This is a genomic window from Mycobacterium sp. WMMD1722, assembly GCF_049315205.1.
Taxonomy (GTDB): domain Bacteria; phylum Actinomycetota; class Actinomycetes; order Mycobacteriales; family Mycobacteriaceae; genus Mycobacterium.
This window is the reverse complement of the sequence record NZ_CP186056.1, coordinates 4882375-4902570: the sequence shown is the minus strand read 5'-3', so window position 1 is coordinate 4902570 and position 20196 is coordinate 4882375. Positions and strand designations below refer to the sequence as shown.

16 protein-coding genes are annotated in these 20196 nt (G+C 67.5%); 8 read left to right on the top strand and 8 right to left on the bottom strand.

All coding sequences use genetic code 11. The features are described 5' to 3' along the window. Both ACN27E_RS23705 and ACN27E_RS23700 read right to left on the bottom strand, forming a co-directional pair. Nucleotides 1-1578, bottom strand: a complete 1578-nt coding sequence (locus ACN27E_RS23705; protein WP_422745214.1) for a hypothetical protein — start codon at nt 1576-1578, stop codon at nt 1-3. A gap of 136 nt (nt 1579-1714) precedes the next feature. After that, nucleotides 1715-2752: a zinc-dependent alcohol dehydrogenase family protein gene (locus tag ACN27E_RS23700; protein ID WP_422750081.1), complete on the bottom strand. Its 1038-nt coding sequence runs from the start codon at nt 2750-2752 to the stop codon at nt 1715-1717. Nucleotides 2753-2813: 61 nt separating this feature from the next. On the opposite strand from ACN27E_RS23700, the gene ACN27E_RS23695 reads away from it, so the two are divergent. The 3 genes from ACN27E_RS23695 to ACN27E_RS23685 all read left to right on the top strand — a co-directional run bounded on the left by ACN27E_RS23695 (nt 2814) and on the right by ACN27E_RS23685 (nt 5361). Further along, nucleotides 2814-3569 (top strand): TIGR02206 family membrane protein, encoded by a 756-nt coding sequence (locus ACN27E_RS23695; RefSeq protein WP_422745212.1) that lies wholly within the window; start codon nt 2814-2816, stop codon nt 3567-3569. Between the two features lie 69 nt (nt 3570-3638). Next, a complete protein-coding gene (locus ACN27E_RS23690; protein ID WP_422745210.1) occupies nt 3639-4361 on the top strand; it encodes an esterase in 723 nt (240 codons plus the stop codon). A 28-nt stretch (nt 4362-4389) separates the two neighbouring features. Next, the gene (locus ACN27E_RS23685) at nt 4390-5361 is read left to right on the top strand and encodes an oxygenase MpaB family protein (protein WP_422745209.1); all 972 of its coding nucleotides are present in this window, start codon (nt 4390-4392) and stop codon (nt 5359-5361) included. Here the strand turns inward: ACN27E_RS23685 and ACN27E_RS23680 are convergent. Further along, a complete protein-coding gene (locus tag ACN27E_RS23680; protein ID WP_422745208.1) occupies nt 5244-6170 on the bottom strand; it encodes an NAD(P)/FAD-dependent oxidoreductase in 927 nt (308 codons plus the stop codon). The genes ACN27E_RS23685 and ACN27E_RS23680 overlap by 118 nt on opposite strands. A 387-nt stretch (nt 6171-6557) precedes the next feature. Here ACN27E_RS23680 and ACN27E_RS23675 point away from each other — a divergent pair, with 387 nt between their 5' ends. Further along, nucleotides 6558-9653: a hypothetical protein gene (locus ACN27E_RS23675; protein ID WP_422745206.1), complete on the top strand. Its 3096-nt coding sequence runs from the start codon at nt 6558-6560 to the stop codon at nt 9651-9653. Between the two features lie 88 nt (nt 9654-9741). On the opposite strand, the gene ACN27E_RS23670 is transcribed toward ACN27E_RS23675, so the two are convergent. Then, nucleotides 9742-10515: an amino acid ABC transporter ATP-binding protein gene (locus ACN27E_RS23670; RefSeq protein ID WP_422745204.1), complete on the bottom strand. Its 774-nt coding sequence runs from the start codon at nt 10513-10515 to the stop codon at nt 9742-9744. Continuing rightward, nucleotides 10512-11954, bottom strand: a complete 1443-nt coding sequence (locus tag ACN27E_RS23665; protein ID WP_422745202.1) for an amino acid ABC transporter substrate-binding protein/permease — start codon at nt 11952-11954, stop codon at nt 10512-10514. The genes ACN27E_RS23670 and ACN27E_RS23665 overlap by 4 nt, the downstream gene beginning before the upstream one ends. Nucleotides 11955-12101: 147 nt before the next feature. Between ACN27E_RS23665 and ACN27E_RS23660 the strand changes: the two genes are divergently transcribed. From ACN27E_RS23660 to ACN27E_RS23645, 4 genes are all read left to right on the top strand, one after another. Beyond that, nucleotides 12102-13061: a cation diffusion facilitator family transporter gene (locus ACN27E_RS23660; RefSeq protein WP_422745201.1), complete on the top strand. Its 960-nt coding sequence runs from the start codon at nt 12102-12104 to the stop codon at nt 13059-13061. 80 nt (nt 13062-13141) lie between these two features. Further along, nucleotides 13142-13999: a class II glutamine amidotransferase gene (locus ACN27E_RS23655; protein WP_422745200.1), complete on the top strand. Its 858-nt coding sequence runs from the start codon at nt 13142-13144 to the stop codon at nt 13997-13999. Nucleotides 14000-14058: 59 nt separating this feature from the next. After that, on the top strand, nt 14059-15060 hold the full coding sequence (locus tag ACN27E_RS23650) for a YihY/virulence factor BrkB family protein (protein ID WP_422745198.1): 1002 nt from the start codon (nt 14059-14061) through the stop codon (nt 15058-15060). A gap of 34 nt (nt 15061-15094) precedes the next feature. Next, nucleotides 15095-16681: a DUF2252 domain-containing protein gene (locus ACN27E_RS23645; RefSeq protein ID WP_422745196.1), complete on the top strand. Its 1587-nt coding sequence runs from the start codon at nt 15095-15097 to the stop codon at nt 16679-16681. 26 nt (nt 16682-16707) lie between these two features. Here the strand turns inward: ACN27E_RS23645 and ACN27E_RS23640 are convergent, their stop codons facing one another. The 3 genes from ACN27E_RS23640 to ACN27E_RS23630 form a co-directional block, all read right to left on the bottom strand. Beyond that, nucleotides 16708-17538: a DUF1206 domain-containing protein gene (locus tag ACN27E_RS23640; protein WP_422745195.1), complete on the bottom strand. Its 831-nt coding sequence runs from the start codon at nt 17536-17538 to the stop codon at nt 16708-16710. 145 nt (nt 17539-17683) lie between these two features. Beyond that, on the bottom strand, nt 17684-18940 hold the full coding sequence (locus ACN27E_RS23635; RefSeq protein WP_422745194.1) for a cation:proton antiporter: 1257 nt from the start codon (nt 18938-18940) through the stop codon (nt 17684-17686). A gap of 103 nt (nt 18941-19043) precedes the next feature. Then, nucleotides 19044-20066 (bottom strand): sodium:calcium antiporter, encoded by a 1023-nt coding sequence (locus ACN27E_RS23630; protein WP_422745193.1) that lies wholly within the window; start codon nt 20064-20066, stop codon nt 19044-19046. Nucleotides 20067-20196: the final 130 nt, after the last annotated feature.

The window sequence follows — 20196 nt, the reverse complement described above, 5'->3', positions numbered from 1 at the left end:
TCAGACCGGAATGAACACCCCGCCACCCGAGAGCGCCCCGATCGACGTCGGTTCGACGTACCCCACCGTCGGGAGGGTCGGCTTGCCGATCACGACACCGGTCGCCGCGCCCAGCGGCGTGGGAATCTCGACCGCGTCACCCGGAGCCGCGTAGATGCCCGTGCAGTCTGCGCCCTCGCACCGCCCGGTCGAGGGATCGATGCGTCCGGCGAAGACGTCGTCGGCCCAACCGGCGATGATCGTCTGGGCGGCCGACTTGTTCTTCTCCGTCGGAAAGCCTTGGTACAGATACGAGATGAACTGGATGGCCGGTGTTCCGCCCTGCATGGCGTCGAGGTGCTTACCGTCATCGAGGACGATGCCGTTGTAGCGATCGGGCCGGTGTTCGATCAGGGCGGTGTCGACGCGGCGCGACGGCTTGGGTGCCCCCAGTTCGAAGACCGGGATGTAATCGGCCAACAGGTCGAGTGCGTCCAGCGCGTCGGGCAGTACGTTCACCGGCGGGGCGCCGTCGAGCAGCACCACCCCGGCCAGGCGGTTACGTGCGCCGCTGGCGTTGACGGCCTGCGCGTAGTAGCCGGCCGCACCCGCGGCCACACCCGCGCCGAGCGAGTGTCCGAAGAGCATGAACTCCTCCGGGAGGGCGGCCGCAGCACCGTAGCGCTCGGCGAACCCGGCAGCCACAGCACTGGCCGTCAGCGCCTCCCGGTCGCCGAGCAGCAGGTTGGCCGTCGCGTGGTACACCTGATCGTCGCCCAGCCAGAACCCGTCCTGGACAAATCGATTCGAGGACAGCGTCGGTACGACGACGATGCTGTCGGTGCGGGCGGCCAGGTACGAGGCGGTGTAGCTGTACATCGCCCCGACCCCGAGGAACCCGTGCTGCAGGTAGATCAGCCGCTGCGGCGGTTCCGCGCCTGCCGGGTAGTACCAGTCGGCGGGAACCCGGCGGCCGGGGGTGATCTCGAGGGTGGAACTGCGCACGGTGACGTTCGTGCCCGGCGCGGCCACCGGCGGACCCGCGATCGCCGTGACGGCAACGCCGATGACGTCGAACACCAGCGACTGGACCGCGTCGGGGATCGACGGCTGCCGGGCCTTGGTCGATGCCTGTTGCGGTGTAACGGCTTCGCTGGTCAGCCGGACCGCGTCCGGCGACGCGGCGCGGGTCTCGGTGCGCGCCGCGGTGGCCTGCGACGGCGGGTCCTGGGCGTCGGTGCGCCCGGCGCGCTCGACGCCCACCGCCGCTCCCCTCGTCTCCGCAATGGCGTCGGCATCGGCCTCGGCCTCGGCGCGGCGGGCCGCGCGGTTCTGCCGCGCGCCGGTCGCATCGCCTGCGGAGCGTTCGGATCGTGCACCGCGCGTCGTGGTTTCCGACGGGTCCGACTCGGACGAGCCGCTGCGGGAGACTCCGGCGGCCCGGCTGGGTCCGGTGCGATCGCTCGCGGCCGATCCGCCGGCGCTGACGCCCGAAGCGGACGCGTCCGATCCGGTGTCGGCGCTCGCCGTGTCGGCTCCGGCGATCAAGGCCGCGGACATCCCGGCGGCGAGGACGCCGGCTCCTACCCACGCTGACACGTGCGACAAGACATCTCCTGAGGTCAGTTATTGACGGTCGCTTCAACCTAGAGCATCGGAAAGTGCGGCCAGACACTTTTCATAAGTCGGCTCATGGACGTCATATTTGGCGGAACCCGGGCGCGCGGCGCAGCTTTCAGCCTCGTCGTGGATCGATCAGGGTGACGCCGGACGGCGCGGCATCCCCCAACGCCGCCAGCAGGCTGGCGCCTTCACCGAGCCCGACGATGCGCTCGACGAGCGCCTGGGGCCGTAACCGGCCCGCCTCGATCATGGCGAGCATGCCGGGGTAGTCGGCGCTGGCCATGCCGTGGCTGCCGAGCACGTCGAGTTCCCAGGCGATCACCCGGTCCATCGGCACCCGGGGATGGCCGTCGACGTTGGGCAGCAGACCGATCTGGACGTGCCGGCCCTGACGACGCAGGCTGTGGATGGCGTCCGCGCAGGCGGCCGCCGAGCCGACGGCGTCCACCGCGACGTGGCTGCCGCCGCTGGTGAGGTCGTGCACCTGGGCGGCGACGTCGCCGTCGGCACCGGCCACCACCGTGCGCTCGGCGCCGAGCCGGACGGCGACCTCGAGCGCGGCCGGCGTCCGATCCACGGCGATCACCCGCGCCCCGAGCGCGGCGCCGATCTGCACGGCGCTCAGTCCCACGCCGCCGGCGCCGACGACGGTCAGCCACTCACCGGGACGCAGGCGGGCGCGGGCGGTCAGCGCGCGGTAGGCGGTAGCGAACCGGCAGCCCAGAGCGGCGGCGGCGGCGTCGTCGACGGTGTCGGGGACCGCGACCAGATTGGCGTCCGCGGCATGCAGCGCAACGTATTCGGCGAACGATCCCCAATGGGTGAAGCCGGGTTGGGTTTGATCGGGACAGACCTGGGCCTGGCCCGCAGCACACCACGCGCACACACCGCACCCGCAGACGAACGGTGTGGTCACGCGGTCGCCCACCGTCCAACGCGTCACCTCCGCACCGACCGCCGTCACCACCCCGACCAGTTCGTGGCCGGGGACGTGGGGCACCGCGATGCCGTCGTCATGACCCGCCCACCCGTGCCAATCGCTGCGGCACAGACCGGTGGCGTGGACCGCGACGACCACGCCACCGGCCGAAGGCTGCGGGTCGGGGACGGACCGGATCTCCAGCGGACCGCCGAATTCGTCGAATTGCATGGCGCGCACGACCTCAGTCTGCCGCGCTGGGATCATGGACCCGCACGACGGAGGTGATCGAGTGTTCGCAGCCCAACCGGAGTTCGTCGCCTACGGCCCGTCACACCTGGTGGTGCTCACCGTCTTCGCGGCCGGTGCAGCGCTCCTGGTCTGGCGCGGTCGTCGCCAGACCGTGGAGCAGGCGCGCCGGATGAGCCGCGTCTTCGCGCTTCTCATCCTGGCGGCCTTTGCGACGGCGCTGTTCTACAAGCTGATCCGGCCGGACCTGGACACCTCGATACCGCTGCAGCTGTGCGACATCGCCGAGCTGGTGGCGGCCTATGCGCTGTGGTCGGGGCGGCATCGCGCCTTCGTCCTCACCTACTACTGGGGTCTGCTGCTGAGTTCGCAGTCGCTGCTGACCCCGGACATCGGAACACCCGAGGAAGGGGCGCCGGACTTTCCGAGCCACCTGTTCCTCACCTTCTTCGTGCTGCACGTGTTCGTGGTGTGGTCGGCGATCTATCTCACGTGGGGGCGCGGTCTGCGGCCGCGGTGGCGGGACTGGCGGTTCACGGTCGTCGTGACCCTCGGGTGGGTGTGGTTCACCCTGGCCTTCAACGCGGTCGCCGGAACGAACTACGGCTATCTCAACGCCAAACCGCCGACCGCGTCGGTACTGGACGTGCTGGGCCCCTGGCCGCTGTATCTGGTCATCGAGATCGCTGCGGTGATCGCCGGATGGGCGTTGATGACAGCGCCGTGGGAGCGGATGCGGCGGCGCGCCGCGGTGGACCGGGCACCGGCCGCGCCGCACAGCCGGGCATCAAGGAGCTGACAAGAATCCGCCAAGGCCTCGACCGCAGGCTGTCTGCACCGACACGACAGACACCAGAGAGGTCCCATCATGAGGAACACCGTCCGCGCCGCCCTGATCGCCGCGATCATCGGCGGCACCGCCGTCGGCCTGTCCGGAGCCGCCACCGCCGCACCGCTCAACGATCCGCGGGGGTTGTGCGCATCCCACGACGACGCCGGCAACTGCGTGTTCGGCTGGGCCGGTCCGTCGCACAGCGTGGACGGGGTGTTCCCCTCGAACTACCCGCAGGAGCAGGCCGTCGTCGACTATCTGACCAAGGCCGTCGACGAATTCGAGGCCGACTCGGGCCCGTTGGGAACCCTCGACGAGCCCCTTCCCCCGGAAGACTTCTCGGCCACCGGCACCCGTTACACCTCCGGTGACGCGGCGACCGGCACCCAGTCCGTCGTCGTCGAGGTGGATCAGATGGTGCGCGGCGCAGCGCATCCGGCGGCCTGGTACAAGTCGTTCACCTACGACATGGCCACCAAGGCGCCGGTCACCTTCGACACCCTGTTCCGGCCCGGGACCAAACCGCTCGAGGTGATCATGCCGATCGCGCAGCAGCAGCTGAGCGCCGGGGCGGGCCAGCCGGTCACCATCGACCCCGCCCTCGGGCTCGATCCGGCGAACTACCAGAGTTTCGCGCTCACCGACGACGCGGTCGTCTTCTTCATCGACCGCAACGGGTTGGTGCCCGCGTACGGGACGACGGCGAAGGTGTCGGTTCCCCGCAGCGCCGTCGCCGACCTGCTGACGCCCGGGCTCTGATCGCGTCCGAGCACGTACCGTCGTGGATATGGTGCTCGAGCGGGAACTGGGTGCGATCAGGGGTGGTCTGGGCCGCGCGTTGTTCGGGATGGTGGCCGGACCCGACGGCCCGGACAACCGGGCCCGGATCCACGGGACGCCCGGTCCGCGGTGGTTCGCCGAGGACCGCCCGATCCGGCGCGTACACGCCGACGCCTCGATGTTCGTCGGCGGACTGCGCGCCCTGCTGCTGCAGTCGCTGCATCCGCTGGCGATGGCCGGTGTGGCCGAACACTCCGACTACCGCGGTGATCCCTGGGGGCGTCTGCAGCGCACCAGCACGTTTCTCGCCGTCACCACCTTCGGGCCGGCGGCCGATGCGCAGCGTGCGGTGGACAAGGTACGCGGCATCCACCGCCGGGTGCACGGCGTCGCCGCGGACGGCACGCCCTATCACGCCACCGATCCGCACCTGCTCGAGTGGGTGCACATCGCCGAGATCGACAGTTTCCTGCTCGCCCACCAGCTCTACGGCGCGCACCCGCTCGACCAGTGCGGCCGCGACGGATACGTCGCCGACACCGCCCGCGTCGCAACCGCTCTCGGCGTTGTGGATCCCCCGCGCAGTGAGGCCGAACTACGGGAGCGGATCGATGCCTTCCGGCCGGAGCTGCGCGGGACGGCGGCCGCCCGCGACGCCGCGCGATTCCTGTTGTTGACGCCGCCGCTGCCGCTGCCGGCGCGCGCGCCCTACGGGGTGCTGGCCGCGACCTCGGTGGCGATGCTGCCCGCGTGGGCGCGCCTGCCGCTGCGGCTGCCGTATCTGCCGCCGCTGGAGGCCACCGCCGTCCGGTTGTCCGGCCGCCTGCTGGTCGGTGGGATCAGGTGGGCGATGACAGCCGGTCAGGACAACGCGTCGGCGACCGCAGCGCCGGCCCGCCGGCCGGACAGCCATGCCGATTCGACCCGCGGTGCGCCCGTCGGGCACCACGCGTCGCCGCAGACACCGAGCGGCCGCTGATCGGTGCGCAGTCCGAATCCGGCGTCGCCGTGCGTGCCGGCCGGCTTGGCGAACGTCCAGCGGTGGGCGTGCGTCCAGGCGGGCTGCTCCGCCACGTCGAGCAGGCGCCGCACGGCGGTCAATACCGGCGCCACCGCGTCCTCGGGTCGGTCGAGGTGCCGGCGCGCTCGCGACGCCGTGGTGTGCGCGACGAGCACCGGCGCGTCGTCACCGCGCCGTGCGCCGTCGTCGGCGAGGAACGAGACGTCGGGATCGTCGTTGACGAACGCCGCGTCGGAAAGCTTCCAGCATCGGTCCGGCCAGCCGGCGGCGACGGCGATCACGGGTTCGTAGTCCACCCAGTCGAAGGCATCGGGGGCCAGGCGCGCGGCCTGGGGGTCGGGCATCGCCAGGATGACGGCGTCGTGGTCGAGGGCGTCGAGCGAGGCGATCGCGGTGTCGAACCGGATGTCGTCGCCCGACAGATCGGTGACCAGGGAACGTAATCCGCCCGGCGCGGCGAAGCGGAGCGGCCCGGTCGCGCTGTCGCGCCCGTCCGGCGTGAGCACCTCGAACGTGTCCGTCCACGGGTGCACGAGCCGACGGCTCACCCAGTCGTCGACCACCGCCGCGAAGTCCTGCTCCTTGGCGGTGAAATAGCCGGCACCGAGGTCGACGCGACGCTGGTGCACCGCCGGCGACGCCATCCGACCACCGGCTGTCCGTCCTCGTTCGAACACCTCGACGGTGATCGCACGCGCACGCAACGCCTGTGCGCAGGCCGCGCCCGAGATACCGGCCCCGATGACGGCGACGCGTGGATGTGCCATATCCGCCACGTTAGACAACCGCCGCCGCACGGCCGACGTGAGCGCGACGGGTGTTTGCGCAGATATTTGCCATGCTTTCGCCGGCGTGTGCAGGCGCGGTGGCGAGACGGGCGCAGCCGGCGGCCCGCACGCCACGGCGGCCCGCTGCGGTCACCGCGGTGGTGCAGAGCGCCGGAACATGCTTCGACATCTGACCCGTTCACGACCTCTTTGACCAAGCACGATGCTTAAAATTTACGTACATGTTAATGTCCGTGATCGGCCTCACGTTCCGGTGCCAGGGACATTGCGGCGCGCGCGGAAGCGGACGTCGTTGTTTGCGAGATGTGGCACGACGTGTAGCTGTGCGAAGCAATTCGGTGGATTCGAGACAACAAGGGAGCAACATTGGCCGCCCCCAGCCCCCGCAAGCCGCGTCGAACTCGAGGCCGCCATCGCAAGCCCTCCACGTTCCAGACGTCGGATTACGCGCGTTGGTTGCGCGCGGGAGTCGTCGGCGGCGGGTTGGCCGCCGCGATCGCCTGCAGCCAGGGCGTTGCCTCGGCCGGTACGGACGACTCCTCGGATTCCGCGGCGCCGAGCGCCGGCGCGAGCGGTGTCCGCAGCGCAGACAGCGGCAACAGCACCAAGGGGGTGACCACCGGCCCCCGGGCCGGTGTCGGCACCAAGGACGAGAGCTCCGCGACGCCCAAGGCCCGGGCCGGGTCGGCCGGGTCCGGACCGAGCGCCAAGGTGTCCAGTGCGCGGACCGATGGCGACGCCCGAGACGAGAATCCGCGGGCATCGAGACAACAGCTTCTGCCGACCGGGTCGGCTCAGCGCACCGCGGCCGCCGACGAGCCGGATTCGGTCGACGATGCGCCGCCGACGGATACCGACGGATCCGCAGCCGATTCGGTTCAACAACCCCCGGCAACACAGATCAGTGCCACGCCGGTCCCCGACGTGTCGTCGCCGGTCGAACAGGAACGTGCGGTGCAACGCAGTGCGCCGACGCAGGCCATGAGAACCACCGCCGACGAGCCGACGGCGTCGCTGAAGACCGCGTCGCTGACCGAGTCGGATCCGCCGGCGGCCGCCGCGGCAGCGACCGGAGGGGTGAACGCTGCGGCCGCGCCGGTACCGGGGTCGGACGAATGGCTGTTCAACAACGTGTTGACGCGGGCGGTGAACCGGTTGGCGGGTTGGCCGGGAACGCCGCGGAACTTCGTCGACATCACCAATTATCAGACCGATCGCACCCTCGACGCCGCCAACGATCAGCTCGACAACATCGTGGCGACCGCCCCGCTGGGCAGCCCGGCGCGGTGGGTTCCTGATCTGCTCAACATCTTCAGCGCCTTCTTCATCCCCGCCGTACCCAACTCCACGTTCACCGACTCGCTCAATGCGATGGGCGACTTCCTCAACCGGGTGGTCCCGCCGTTCGAGATCGCCGACGGCGCAGGCACTCTGGGGGTGATCACGCCGTACAAGATCATGGGTGCCGCCGTGGTCGGCACGGCCACCGTGCTGCAGGACATGCTCAACGGTATCTACGATCCGGCCCAGTGGGCGATCCACGTCATCAAGGCGACCACCGGGGCCAATGCCACCGTCTCCGACCTCTCGGATTTCAACAGTCTGTCCGCGAAAGTCGTTGCCGCCCAAGCGGGAGCGCTGCTCGGCGGCGACGGCGGCGCCTTCGACGAACCCGGCCGGGCGTTGAACCTGACGCTGCCCACCTGGACCGCTGCTCAGGTGAATCCGTTCACCATCATCACCTACATCGCCCTGGTCGGTCTGTACAAGCGGTTCCAGGAGATGGCGGTGCTGGAGACCTTCACCACCGACACGACATACGACAGCTGGAACTACACGATCTCACTCGGTAGCCAGAGCACGCGCTCGCAATACGCGGCGGGAACGTTCCACGTGACCGACCAGGACGGCAACGGGGTCACGTGGATCGGGGTGTCCCAGGGCGGAACGTACACCTCCGAAGGCGGCGCCCTGGTCACCATCAACAATGCCCAGGGTGGGTTCACCTATACCAACACCCTTCCCGGAGCGGCGTTCTTCCACCGATCGACCTCAGAGGTCGAGGCCGACCGGTACGACACCGTCTACATCCCGGTGCAGTCCGCCAACGGCGTCCGCTACACCTTGCCGTTCAAGGTTTTGATCATCGACGGCACCAATGCCAATCCGACGGGGACCTCGACGGTGCTCAACACCGACGCGGCGGGCGTGCTCATGGGCAAGGTCACCGGCAGCGACTCCGACGGCGACACCATGACGTACTCACTGGTCGGCGCGTCGGTCAACGGTCTGAGCGGCAATTCCGCCTACACCAAGAACGGCTCCGGCAACGGCGGCATCGTCACCATCAATCCGACGACCGGTGACATCACTTACGTCTCGTCGGCGACGGCCGGCGGCTCACAGAGCTTCCAGGTGCGGATCGGTGACGGCCACTACGGCAGCACCGTCGTGACCGTCACGGTGCCCAACACCACGTCGATCACCCCGGCCAACCTCAACACCTCGACGCCATACACCGTCACCGGCTCAGTGCCGGCCTCGGTCAACAAGCCGGGAGCGTTCACCAGTTTCTCGCTGGGCGCAGCCCCCACCAAGGGTTCTGTGACATCGTTCAATCCGTCCACCGGCGCGTTCACCTACACCTCGAGTGTGGGACGGATCGCAGCGAACGACGATGTGGTGACCGTGATCGCCACCGACGCCAACGGCCGCTCGGTCACCCTGCGGCTGGCCGTCAAACCGACGGTGGTCAACAACCTTCCCGTGGTGGTGTCGACGACGGTGGACAAGGGCAGCACCGATCCCAGCAAGTGGCGGCTGGAGACCCTGGCCGGTGACAGTCGGCGGCAGACGACCACCGGCAAGATCACCGCGACCGACGCCGACGGCGACGCACTCAGCTACTCCCTGGTCGATCCCCAGACCAAGGTCCCGGTCACGACCACGGCCGACGGCGGGACCGTCACCTTCGGTCCGGACGGTTCGTTCACCTACTCGAACACGCAGAACAAGTCGTACTTTCACGCAGCGGCCAGAATCGGCGCGTCGGCTGCGGAGATGAACGATTCGTTCACCGTCGCGGTGACGGACAACTACACCGGCAGCGTGGCATACACCACGATCACGATGCCCACCTACGCGGTGAACAATGCGCCGACGGTCAGTGGAGGCACCTGGTCCCACTTCCTCGTCACCATCGCCACCGGTGTGAAAGTCAGCGATGCCGACGGTGACCTGACCTCGAGCACGAAGCCGAGCAACGGGAATCAGAACAACGGGAATCCGTGGTATACGTTCAGCAGGTCGGTAAACACCTTCAACTGGTACGGCAGCGGCGGAATTCAGGACTTCTCCGCGAACGGCACGGGAGACATCACTTTCACCGTCGGCGATGGCTATTACGTTGTCTCCAACGGTGTTATCACCGCCACCGCAGCAAGCGGGTCGAAGACCGACTGAGACCGCCGAAATCGTCGAGTTCTACACCACGGTCGTTGTCCTGCGCAGTCCACAGCCATGGTGTAAAACTCGACAGCCCGGGCCCGAGCTACAGCACCTTCGACAGGAAGTCCTGCAGCCGGGGGTGTTTGGGGTTGTCGAACAGCTCCGACGGTGTGTCGTCCTCCACGATCTTGCCGTCGGCCATGAACAACACCCGCGACGCGACCTCGCGGGCGAACCCCATCTCGTGGGTGACCACCACCATCGTCATCCCGCCGGCGGCGAGCTCACGCAGCACCTCGAGGACGTCGCCGACCATCTCGGGGTCCAGGGCGCTGGTCGCCTCGTCGAACAGCATGATCGACGGGTTCATCGCCAGCGCGCGGGCGATGGCGACGCGCTGCTTCTGACCACCCGACAGGGTGGCCGGTTTGACGTGCGCCTTCTCCGCCAGACCCACCTGATCCAGCAGTTCCAGCGCCCGCTTCTCGGCCGCCGCCTTGTCCATCTTCTTGGTCAGCAGCGGTGCCAGCGTGACGTTCTCGATGACCGTCATATGGGGGAAGAGATTGAAGTGCTGGAACACCATGCCGATGTGCTGACGCACCCGGTCCAGGTTCACCTTGGGGTCGGAGAGGTCGAAGCCGTCGACGATCACCGTGCCGCCGGAGATGTCCTCGAGTTTGTTCAGACAGCGGAGGAAGGTCGACTTGCCCGAACCCGACGGGCCGATGACGCAAACCACCTCACCATGCTTGATCGTGGTGTCGATACCGTCGAGGACCAGCAGGTCGCCGAACGACTTCTTCAGTCCTTCGATGCGGATCTGCACCTTGTCCTGAGGTTCGGCGGCGGCGGCTTCGGGCACCAGCTGGCTCATTTCACGATCCTCTTCTCGATCCGGTCGGAGAGCTTGGTCAACGCCATGATCACGATGAAGTAGATGACGCCGATGATCAGCCACATCTCGAACGACTTGTAGTTGCCCGCGATGATGATCCGGCCGGTTTGGGTGAGTTCGGCGATACCGATGACCGACAGGATCGAGGTGTCTTTGAGGGTGATCACGAACTGGTTGATGTAGGACGGGATCATCGTGCGGATCGCCTGGGGCAGAATCACTTTCCGCATGGTCGGCAGATAGCCGATGCCGAGGCTGCGGGCTGCCTCCATCTGCCCCTTGTCCACCGACAGGATGCCCCCGCGGACGATCTCGGTCATGTAGGCGCCGGCGTTGAGCGACAGCGTGATGATGCCCGCGGTCAGCGCCGACATCTGGAAGCCGAGCGCCGACGGGATGCCGAAGTAGATGAAGAAGGCCTGCACCAGAAGTGGTGTGCCGCGGAAGATGTCGACGAAGGTGGTGCCGATGCCGCGCAGCACGATCGACCGGGACACCCGCAGCAGGCCGAAGATGGTGCCGAGTACCAGGGCGATCGCGATGGACACGACGGTCAGGATCACCGTCATCTTCAACCCCTCGAGCAGCAGGGGGAAGGTGCTCTTGATCAGCCCGAAGAACGAGTCGTCGTTGCCGGACGCATCCTCACCGAGATAACTGTCGATGATCTCGTCGTAGCGGCCGGACTGTTTGAGGTTGTCCAGCCCGGTGTTGAACTTCTGCAACAGTTCCGGGTTCTGCCCCTTGTTGACCGCGAATCCGTAGCCGGTGGGCTCTTCTTTCGGCGTGACCGTCTTGAAGCCGTTGCCCTGGGCGATGCCGTAGAGCAGCACCGGGTAGTCCTCGAAGACGGCGACCGAGTTGCCGGTCTTGACCTCGTCGAACATCGTCGACGAATCGGCGAACGAGACCACCTCGAAGCCGTACTTGTCCTTGATGGAGTTGGCGAAGTCCGCACCTTGGGTGCCGTTCTTGACCGATACGCGCTTACCCCGAAGATCCTCATAGGACTTGACGTCGTCGTTGTCCTCGAGCACCGCCATCTGGATGCCCGACTCGAAGTACGGCTCGGAGAAGTCGAAGACCTTCTTGCGTTCGTCGGTGATCGACATGCCGGCGATGACGCCGTCCACCTGGTTGGCCTGCACCGCCTGCAGCGCCGCGTCGAAACCCAGCGGTTTGATGTCGACGGTGAAATTCTGGTCCTCGGCGATGGCCCGGATCAGGTCCATGTCGATGCCGACGAAGTTGCCCTGGTTGTCCTGGAACTCGAATGGGGCGAAGGTGGTGTCGGTGGCGATGACGTAGGTTTCGCCGTCCGCTCGGGCGTGCGGCGCCGCGAGCGTGGCCGTTGCGAGCAGTCCGAGCAGGACCGCGATGACGGCAACACCGAGCTGCCGTGGCCAACCGATACCCATGCGTGTCTCCCCTCTGGCCCCGGGCGGGCAGTCACACGCTAGTCCGCTCTCTGGGCCCGGCGCGCGCGTTCGGCGCGGCGGGCCGGTCGAGGCGGCGGCCGCACGAGTCGTGGATTGGCACCGCGGCCGCGGGGGTAGCACACCGCAATGGCGAACAGGACGCTCGATCTGCACTCCGGCACAAAGGCGTTGGGTGGCGGTGAGAGCACCCGCACCGTGGTGATCGCGCTTTGTGCCAACCTGGCGGTGGCGGTGGCGAAGTCGGTCGCCGCGATGATCACCGCGTCGGCGTCGATGGTTGCCGAGGCCGCCCACTCGTGGGCCGATACCGGCAACCAGGCATTTCTGTTGATCGCCAACCGGCGCAGCCAACGTGAACCCGATGAACGCCGCCCCCTGGGCTACGGCCGGGAGGCCTACGTCTGGTCGCTGCTGGCGGCGGTGGGGTTGTTCGTGGTCGGGGCAGCGGTATCGGTGTGGCACGGCATCACCGAGCTGATGCATCCGACCGGCGGGCACGAGGATTACCTGATCGGCTACATCGTGCTGGGGGTGGCGTTCCTGCTGGAGGGTTCGTCGTTGCTGCAGGCAGTCCGCCAGTTGCACCGCGAGGCCGAACAGTACGACCGTGAGGTCTTCGAATACGCGCTCGCGACCTCCGATCCGACGACCCGCGCGGTGTTCGCCGAGGACAGTGCCGCCCTGATCGGGCTGGTCATCGCCGGGGCGGGCCTGGGACTGCACCAATGGACCGGCTCGGCCGCCTGGGATGCGATCGGCTCGATCCTGGTGGGTGTGCTGCTCGGCGTCGTCGCGGTGATCCTCATCGACCGCAATCGCCGGTTCCTGACCGGTGAACCCGGTTCGTCGCAGCTCTACGCGGCCGCCGTCAACCATCTGCAGGAGCAGCCCGATGTCGCCGAAGTGCGGTTCATGCGGCTGGAGTACATCGGGCCGAAGCAGATCTTCCTGGTGGCCAGCGTCGACCTGGTCGGCGACGACATCGAATCGCACGTCGCGCACCGCCTGCGACGTTTGGAGCGGGAGATGGAGAACAACCCCTATGTGATGGACGCCTTGCTGACCGTCTCCGAGCCCGGCGAATAAAGCGATGGACGCCCGGTCACCGCTCGAAACGGAGTAGACAGGGCAGATGGAACCGTTGACTCCAGCGGGCGGGTGACCTGATGTGCCGTCTGTTCGGCCTGCATGCCGGGCGCCCCGTGCCCGCGACGTTCTGGCTGCTGGACGCGCCCGACAGCCTCGCCGAGCAGAGCCACCGCAATCCGGACGGGACCGGCCTCGGGCTGTTCGACGCCGACGGTGCGCCCGTGGTCGATAAGCAACCGATCGCGGCTTGGGACGATCGCGCCTTCGCGAGCGAGGCGCGCGAGATGACGGGCACGACCTTCGTCGCCCACGTGCGGTATGCGACCACCGGCGCCACTCGCGAGCAGAACACCCATCCGTTCCTGCAGGACGGGCGGATCTTCGCGCACAACGGCGTCGTGGAAGGCCTCGACGTACTCGACGCCCGGCTGGCCGAGCTCGGTGCCGCGGATCTGGTGCAGGGGGACACCGACTCCGAGCGGGTGTTCGCGGTGATCACAGCGGCCATCCGGTCGCATTCCGGAGCGGTCGAGGACGGGTTGGTCGACGCGCTGCGCTGGCTGAGCTCCAGCGTCCCGATCTATGCGCTCAACATCCTGCTGGCCACCGCCACCGACGTGTGGGCTCTGCGCTATCCCGACACCCACGAGCTGCTTGTGCTCGACCGCACCGACGCCCGATCGACGCCATTCAACTTGCGCACCAACAGAATCCGGACCGGTAGCGAACACCTGGCCAACGCACCCTCAATCGTGTTCGCCAGCGAGCCTATGGACCAGGAGCAGTGGCAATTGCTGGAACCAGGAGAGCTCGTGCACGTCGGGGCCGATCTGAGCATCACCCGGCGGACGGTGTTGCCCGATCCGCCCACCCACCGGCTGACCCGTGACGAGCTCAGCGCCACGGCAGCGTCGGCGCAGCATCCGTTGAACTGAGGGCACTGACGCTCGGCGGCGCCGTCAGGCCCGCGGCGACCGGCTTCTATGGTCGAGTGATGGCGGCGCATGTAGATCGGTGGTGGTCCCGGCTCACCGAATCCGTGGAGTCCGCGCGCTCGACGATCGGTACGCGGACCGACACGGCGCTGTCACATGCCCCGGTGCCGGTGCCGCAGACCTGGCGTCTGGTCAAGACCACCGGGCGCGCCACAATCGACCACCGGATCACCGGTCTGGCCGCGGAAGCGGCTCTTTACACGCTGATCTCGTTACCCGCGTTGTTGTTGGCGGTGGTGGGGTCGTTGGGTTTCGTGGCGGAGTTGGCCGGACCCGACGGCGTGCAGAGCCTGCGCCGGCTGGTGCTGGTGCCGCCGAAGCCTTTCCTGTCCGATGCCACCTACGCCGCCTACGAGGGCACGGTGGCCACGTTGCTCGCGCAGACCCGGGGCGGCGTGGTGTCGCTGAGCATCCTGGTCAGTGTCTGGACCGGATCTCGAGCGGTCGGCCGCTACCTCGAAACCATCACCATCGCCTACGGTTTCGAACCGAGATCGATCTGGCGGCAGCGGGCGTTGGCGCTCGGCCTGACCGTGGGCGGTCTGCTCGCAACCATTGCGGTGCTGCCACCATTGGTGGCCGGGCCGAAGCTGGTGCGCTGGCTGACTCCCGATGCGGTCGCAGACACCACGCTGCGGGGACTCAATCTGCTGTTCTGGCCGGCGATCGTGGTCTTCCTCGTGACCGGGCTCGCCACGCTCTATCACCTGGGTGTGCCGTGGAAGACGCCCTGGCGCCGCGATCTGCCGGGGGCGATCCTGGCCATGGTGATCTGGCTGGTGGCATCTGCCGGACTGCGGGCCTACCTGTCGTTCTTCGTGTCCAACGGCGGCATCTATCAGCAACTCGCACTGCCCATCGCTGTGGTGCTGTGGTTGTACATCACCGCCATCGCGGTCCTGTTGGGCGCCGAGTTCAACGCCGGCATCGAGCGGTTGTGGCCGCACGAGCGCTACCCGTGGCGGCTCAGACCGCTCGTCCGGCGTCTGCGGAACAGGTGAACCCGGCCGTCTAGCGCCGATAGGCTCAATGGCCATGGACGACAAAGCGGCCACCCGCAAGGAGCTCCACAACGCGGCCACAGCGCTGGGAATATCCGTCCCCCGCAAAGCGAAGAAGGCCGAGATCCTCGCGTTGCTATCCGAGACGTCGGTGGACACCGACATGGAGGCTGACACCTCCGATTCCGACGAGACCGACGCCGGGGGTCGGGTATCGGCGCGCGACGACGAGTCCGCCGACGGCGGTGATCGCGGCCAGCCGGGGGCCGCCTCGCGGATGCCGGCGTTCCGGCTGCTCGCCCAGGCGCGCGCCGAGGGCCAGATGGTGCCGCTGCCAAGAAATTTGGCCGGCAACGATCGACGTATGCATGTGCGTCAGACCATCCGGGAGGACCACCAGCTGCGCATCGCGCGGCACAACGAGGAGGCTTTCGGGAAGTTCGACAAGCTGGCCGGGTCCAGGTTCTCCTTCTTCCGGGGAACCGCCCTGCTGTTCTACCGCGACATGGCCGGCGAGGACGCGTGGATGCCGACGGTGCTGGCTGCCGGCGACATCCACCCGGAGAACTTCGGCGTGATGCCCAATGCCGACAATGTGCCGATCTTCGGCATCAACGACTACGACGAGGTGTTCTATGCACCCTTCACCTGGGATCTCAAACGCGGCGCCACCGGGTTCATGATCGCCGCCGATGAGATCGGTGAATACGGGCAGGGCAAACGGGCCAAGATCGTCCGGTCGTTCGTGCACGGCTACGCCGACCGGATCAGCGCCTACGCCACCGACCACAGCGAGAACGATTCGGATCTGCGCGAGGACAACTCCCCCGAGCTCATCGCCGAGCTGATCAACAGCGCCAAATCCGGCGGCCGCGCCAAATGGCTGGCCAAGAAGTACTACAACGAGACGGCCTCCGGATTCAAGTCCAGCAAGAAGTTGGTGCCGATCTCCAGCCGCCGCGACGAATTCCAGGAGTTGATCGATCGGTATGTCGAGGAGTCCGGGGTGTCGGTGCCCGAACGGGCCGGCGCGATGCGCGTCAAGGACGTCGCCGAACGGCGGGGCCAGGGAACGGCATCGCTGGGTCTGGTCCGCTACTACGTGATGATCGAGGGACCCCTGTCCGATGCTTCCGACGACATCCTCCTCGAGCTCAAACAGGCGCGCCGCTCGGCGCTGGAAGGTTTGGTGCCGCCGTCAGAGCATGTCGTCGGCGGGAACGCCGACCGGGTGGTCCACGGTCAGCGGGTCCAATTGGTCAGCGGCGACCCGTTTTACGGCAGCATCAAACACCGTGGGATCAGCTTCCTGGTCAGGGAACGCTCATGGTTCCGCGACGACATCGACCTCGACGACCTCTCGTTCTCCCAGTGGCGGAACTACGCGCGGATCTGCGGGGAAGTGCTGGCCCATGCGCATGCGCTGTCCGACGAGTCGGGTCTGGTCGATTACGACGTCGAACCGGCGATCGTGGATGCCATCGGATCTCCAGAGCTGTTCGTCGACGACATCGTGCGCTTCGCCGAGGACGCGGACGACCGCTGCCGACGTGACCATGAGGCGTTCCGCGCCGACCACGAACTCGGCGCTTTCCGCCGCATCGATCTGGTCTACCGCTGAGGAATAGCGGGCCGCCACGGGGTCGGTTACGTGGCTCGGCGGTACCGCGCCTCGGCGAAGGCGAACAATCCGTACGCCATCACCCCGAGGGCGAGCAGCCACAGCACGAGCTGGCCCCACCCCTGGCCGGCGAGTTCGGCCAGGATGCCGGACAGCCCCCGCACGTTGTTCGGGTCGAATGTCAGGCCGGCGATGAACAGGAAGATGCCCACACCGATCGTCACACCGGAGCGGCCGGCGTAGCCCAACCGACCCAGCATCTCGATCGTCTTGTGCGCCTTGTGGTTCGATGAACCCAGACGCTCGGCGAACTTGCCGTTGATGGCGTGCTGATAGAGCTGGTAGCCGCCGAACCCGATCGCGGCCACCCCCGCGATCATCACGAGCCATCGGCCTCCCGGCAACCCCAACACCGCCGCGGTGGCCTGTTGCTTGCCGCCGCCCTGACCGGCGGACGAGCCGCCGGAGGAACCGCTCCAGTTCGCAATGAGAATCGACAACGAGGTGAGAGCCGCGCCGCCGTAGAGCACCGCTTTGACGGCGAATTTCGCACGGTCACTGGCATCGGAGCCCTCGACCGGGTCGCCGCCGATGGCCTGCAACACCTTCCACGCGACCAGGGCGACCAACACCGCGGTCAGCGCAATCAGCAGGAATTTCCCGAACGGTGCTTGAGCGACGACCTGGATCGCGCCGGTGCGGGTCGCCGACGATGCCGCGCGGTTGCCCAGGGCCACGCTGATCGCCAAGAAACCCAGCAGCGTGTACAGCGTGCCCTTACCGAGGAGTCCGGCCACCGCGGTGCGGGATCGCAGATCTTGGGCTTGGTGCTGGGCTTTGGCCGTCGCCCCGGGCATAGGGAACTCGCTTCCTTGTCGTGGCGGGTGGTGCCGATTGATGAACGTGTTCCCGGAGTGCCCGATGCGAAACACCGGATGTTCACCGACCCCGCCGGCGAGCGCGCCGAGTTGTGTGTCTCCGGCCGGATGCGCTGACTCGGCATCAATGCTGTTGCGGCGCAGCGCCTTCCGCCGTGCGGCTGTTGTGACTGGCGAGCCATTTGCTCAGCGGTACGGTCGACAGCCCGTGCAGCACCACCGACACCGCGATTGCGAAGGTGACGTAGACGAAGACTCGCTCGTCACCCAATCGACTCGAGGCGTCCATCGCGTAGTACAACGCTGACACGCCGATGGGTCCGAACCAGCTCATGAAAGCCAGTTCCTGGCGGGTGTGCAATGTGCGGTAGACCGGGCTGACCAGCCATACCGCCGCGATGCGGCGCAAGAAGACCGCGGCCACCAGCCCGAGCAGCAGCACCGGGCTCAGCTTGGCCCACTGCCCTATCGGCAGGAACACCCCCAGCAGCAGAAACAGGGGAATCATCAGCAACCGTGTCAACGCGTCGGCGACGGTGTCCTGCACCTCCTCGGCAGACTGCTGCACCACCTGACCGAATACCGCCGCGGTGATGAACACCCCGAGGATGCCGTCGGTGCCGATGAGTTTGAGCGCACCCAGCACGAACAGCCCGATCGGGATGGCGGTGATCAGCAGGCTGGAGTCGTCGAGGTAACCGCGGTCTCGGCAGGCGATGTAGGCCTTGCCGAACCCCCAGCCGGCCAGCGCCGCCAGCACCGCGGCGCCGAGCACTTTCCACAGCACCACATCGAGCAGCCACTGGGTCCACGCCTGCCCGGTGGGTTGCACCGTCAGCAGTAGCAGCGGCAGCATCACGAACAGAAAGCCGAGGCCGTCGTTGACACCACTCTCGCCGGAGAGGTTGAAGCGAACCCGGTCCGGAACGTACTTCTCGGCGTTGACGCCGGTGACGACGGGGGTGGTGGTGATCGGGTCGGTCGGGGTCAGCATGGCACCGACCAGCAGCGCCAGAGTCAGCGGCAGTCCCACCGCGAGCAGCAGGCCGGCCGCCGTCAACCACATCACCGCCATGCCGGCACCGATGATGCCGGCGATCCACCGCCAGTTCCGTCGCCAGTACCCGTGCGGCAGACGTAATGCCACGCCGACCAGTCCCACCCCGAGCGCGATGCGCGATCCTTCGGTCAGCAGCGGGTCGCGGTATTCGGCGAGCCGGTCGAACGGAATCACGTCGAGCGCGTGTGGACCGATGGCCGCGCCGATCACCACCGCCAGCAGCGGTGCCGGCAGGCTCCAGGAGCTCAGCCGCTCCGAGAGCAGTACCAACACCAGCACCACGGCGGCGCCCACCACGAGGGCGACATTCACCAAGTTCACGACTGCCTCAATCGTCGTCCGCTCACATGTCCGTGTTCGCCTTTCCCGCTGGCCGCTGCCGCCTAAACGCCACGGCGATCAGACCAGCAGCCGGGACGCCGCGTCAGCCGAGGGCGACCAGTGACGCCACGCCCAAGGCGTAGAACACCAGAATGCCGACGCCTTCGAAGCCGATGTGGCGGCGCTCGCGGCCCAGCATCCCGGCCGCGAGCGTCGCGGTGAGCAGCACCGTCAGGGAGGTGACGAAGATCGCGGACTGATCGGCTGCGTGGTAGACCGAGCCGTCGCGGTAGGCGACATCTGCACCGGCGACGAACAGCACATCGAAGGTGTTGCCGCCGATGATGTCGGCCACCGCCAAGGTGACCGCGCCGAGGCGCACCGCGGCCAGGACCGTGACGAGTTCGGGCAGCGAGGTGATCACGCTGGTGAACAGGCCGCCGACCAGCGATCCCGACAGGCCGGTCTCCTCGGCCAGCGCCAACCCGCTCTGCGCGATCACCCAGCCGACAACGGCCACCACCAGTGCCAGGACGCCGAACTCCAGCCACAGCCGCGGGGTGGACTCGTCGCTGGGTTCGTCCTCGGGCTCGTCCTGTACGGTCTGCTCGGTGCTCAGCGGCAACCACATCGGTTCGGCGTTGGCCCGGCGCGCCAGCACCAGGCCGTAGCCGTAGACGATCAGCAGGATCACCGTGGCCGGGTGGATACCGAAAACGGTGATGTCCGGGCTGCCGGTCGCGACCAGGACCACGCCGATCATGCTGATCAGCGTCATCGTCTGCACGATGTTGGGCACCGACGCGGCGGCATGCTCGAGATTGACCCGACGGTAGGCGAGATCGGCAATGGCGAGGAACGTGGTCTGCGCGGCGATCCCACCCAGCGCATTGGAGATCGCGAATCCGGCGTCGCCGGCGGCGGCGCCCGAGATCGAGGTGACCAGACCGGGCAACGACGTGGTCGCCCCCAACAGCACCGCGCCGGCCAGTGCTTCACCGATGCCGGTGCGGTCGGCCAATTCGTCGACGATCCTGGTGAAGCGCACTCCTGCGGTCAACAGCACGGCCCCACTGCCCACCAGCACCAGGATGAGGACCGTCAACGGCCATGCCTGCGGGGTCACCGAGAACACCGAAGGGATAGCGCAATTTTCATCGCGGCCTACTACCCGATATCGGTTGAGACGAATCGCCCTCGTTCGTCCGAGCTGAAAACACCTCTACCAGATGCTTCTATATCGTGCCGAGGGGTTG

Coding starts and splice junctions, on each gene's coding strand:
- ACN27E_RS23700 (WP_422750081.1), bottom strand. CDS start 2,752: ATGCAATTCGACGAATTCGGCGGTCCGCTGGAGATCCGGTCCGTCCCC.
- ACN27E_RS23690 (WP_422745210.1), top strand. CDS start 3,639: ATGAGGAACACCGTCCGCGCCGCCCTGATCGCCGCGATCATCGGCGGC.
- ACN27E_RS23685 (WP_422745209.1), top strand. CDS start 4,390: ATGGTGCTCGAGCGGGAACTGGGTGCGATCAGGGGTGGTCTGGGCCGC.
- ACN27E_RS23680 (WP_422745208.1), bottom strand. CDS start 6,170: ATGGCACATCCACGCGTCGCCGTCATCGGGGCCGGTATCTCGGGCGCG.
- ACN27E_RS23670 (WP_422745204.1), bottom strand. CDS start 10,515: ATGAGCCAGCTGGTGCCCGAAGCCGCCGCCGCCGAACCTCAGGACAAG.
- ACN27E_RS23665 (WP_422745202.1), bottom strand. CDS start 11,954: ATGGGTATCGGTTGGCCACGGCAGCTCGGTGTTGCCGTCATCGCGGTC.
- ACN27E_RS23660 (WP_422745201.1), top strand. CDS start 12,102: ATGGCGAACAGGACGCTCGATCTGCACTCCGGCACAAAGGCGTTGGGT.
- ACN27E_RS23655 (WP_422745200.1), top strand. CDS start 13,142: ATGTGCCGTCTGTTCGGCCTGCATGCCGGGCGCCCCGTGCCCGCGACG.
- ACN27E_RS23650 (WP_422745198.1), top strand. CDS start 14,059: ATGGCGGCGCATGTAGATCGGTGGTGGTCCCGGCTCACCGAATCCGTG.
- ACN27E_RS23645 (WP_422745196.1), top strand. CDS start 15,095: ATGGACGACAAAGCGGCCACCCGCAAGGAGCTCCACAACGCGGCCACA.
- ACN27E_RS23640 (WP_422745195.1), bottom strand. CDS start 17,538: ATGCCCGGGGCGACGGCCAAAGCCCAGCACCAAGCCCAAGATCTGCGA.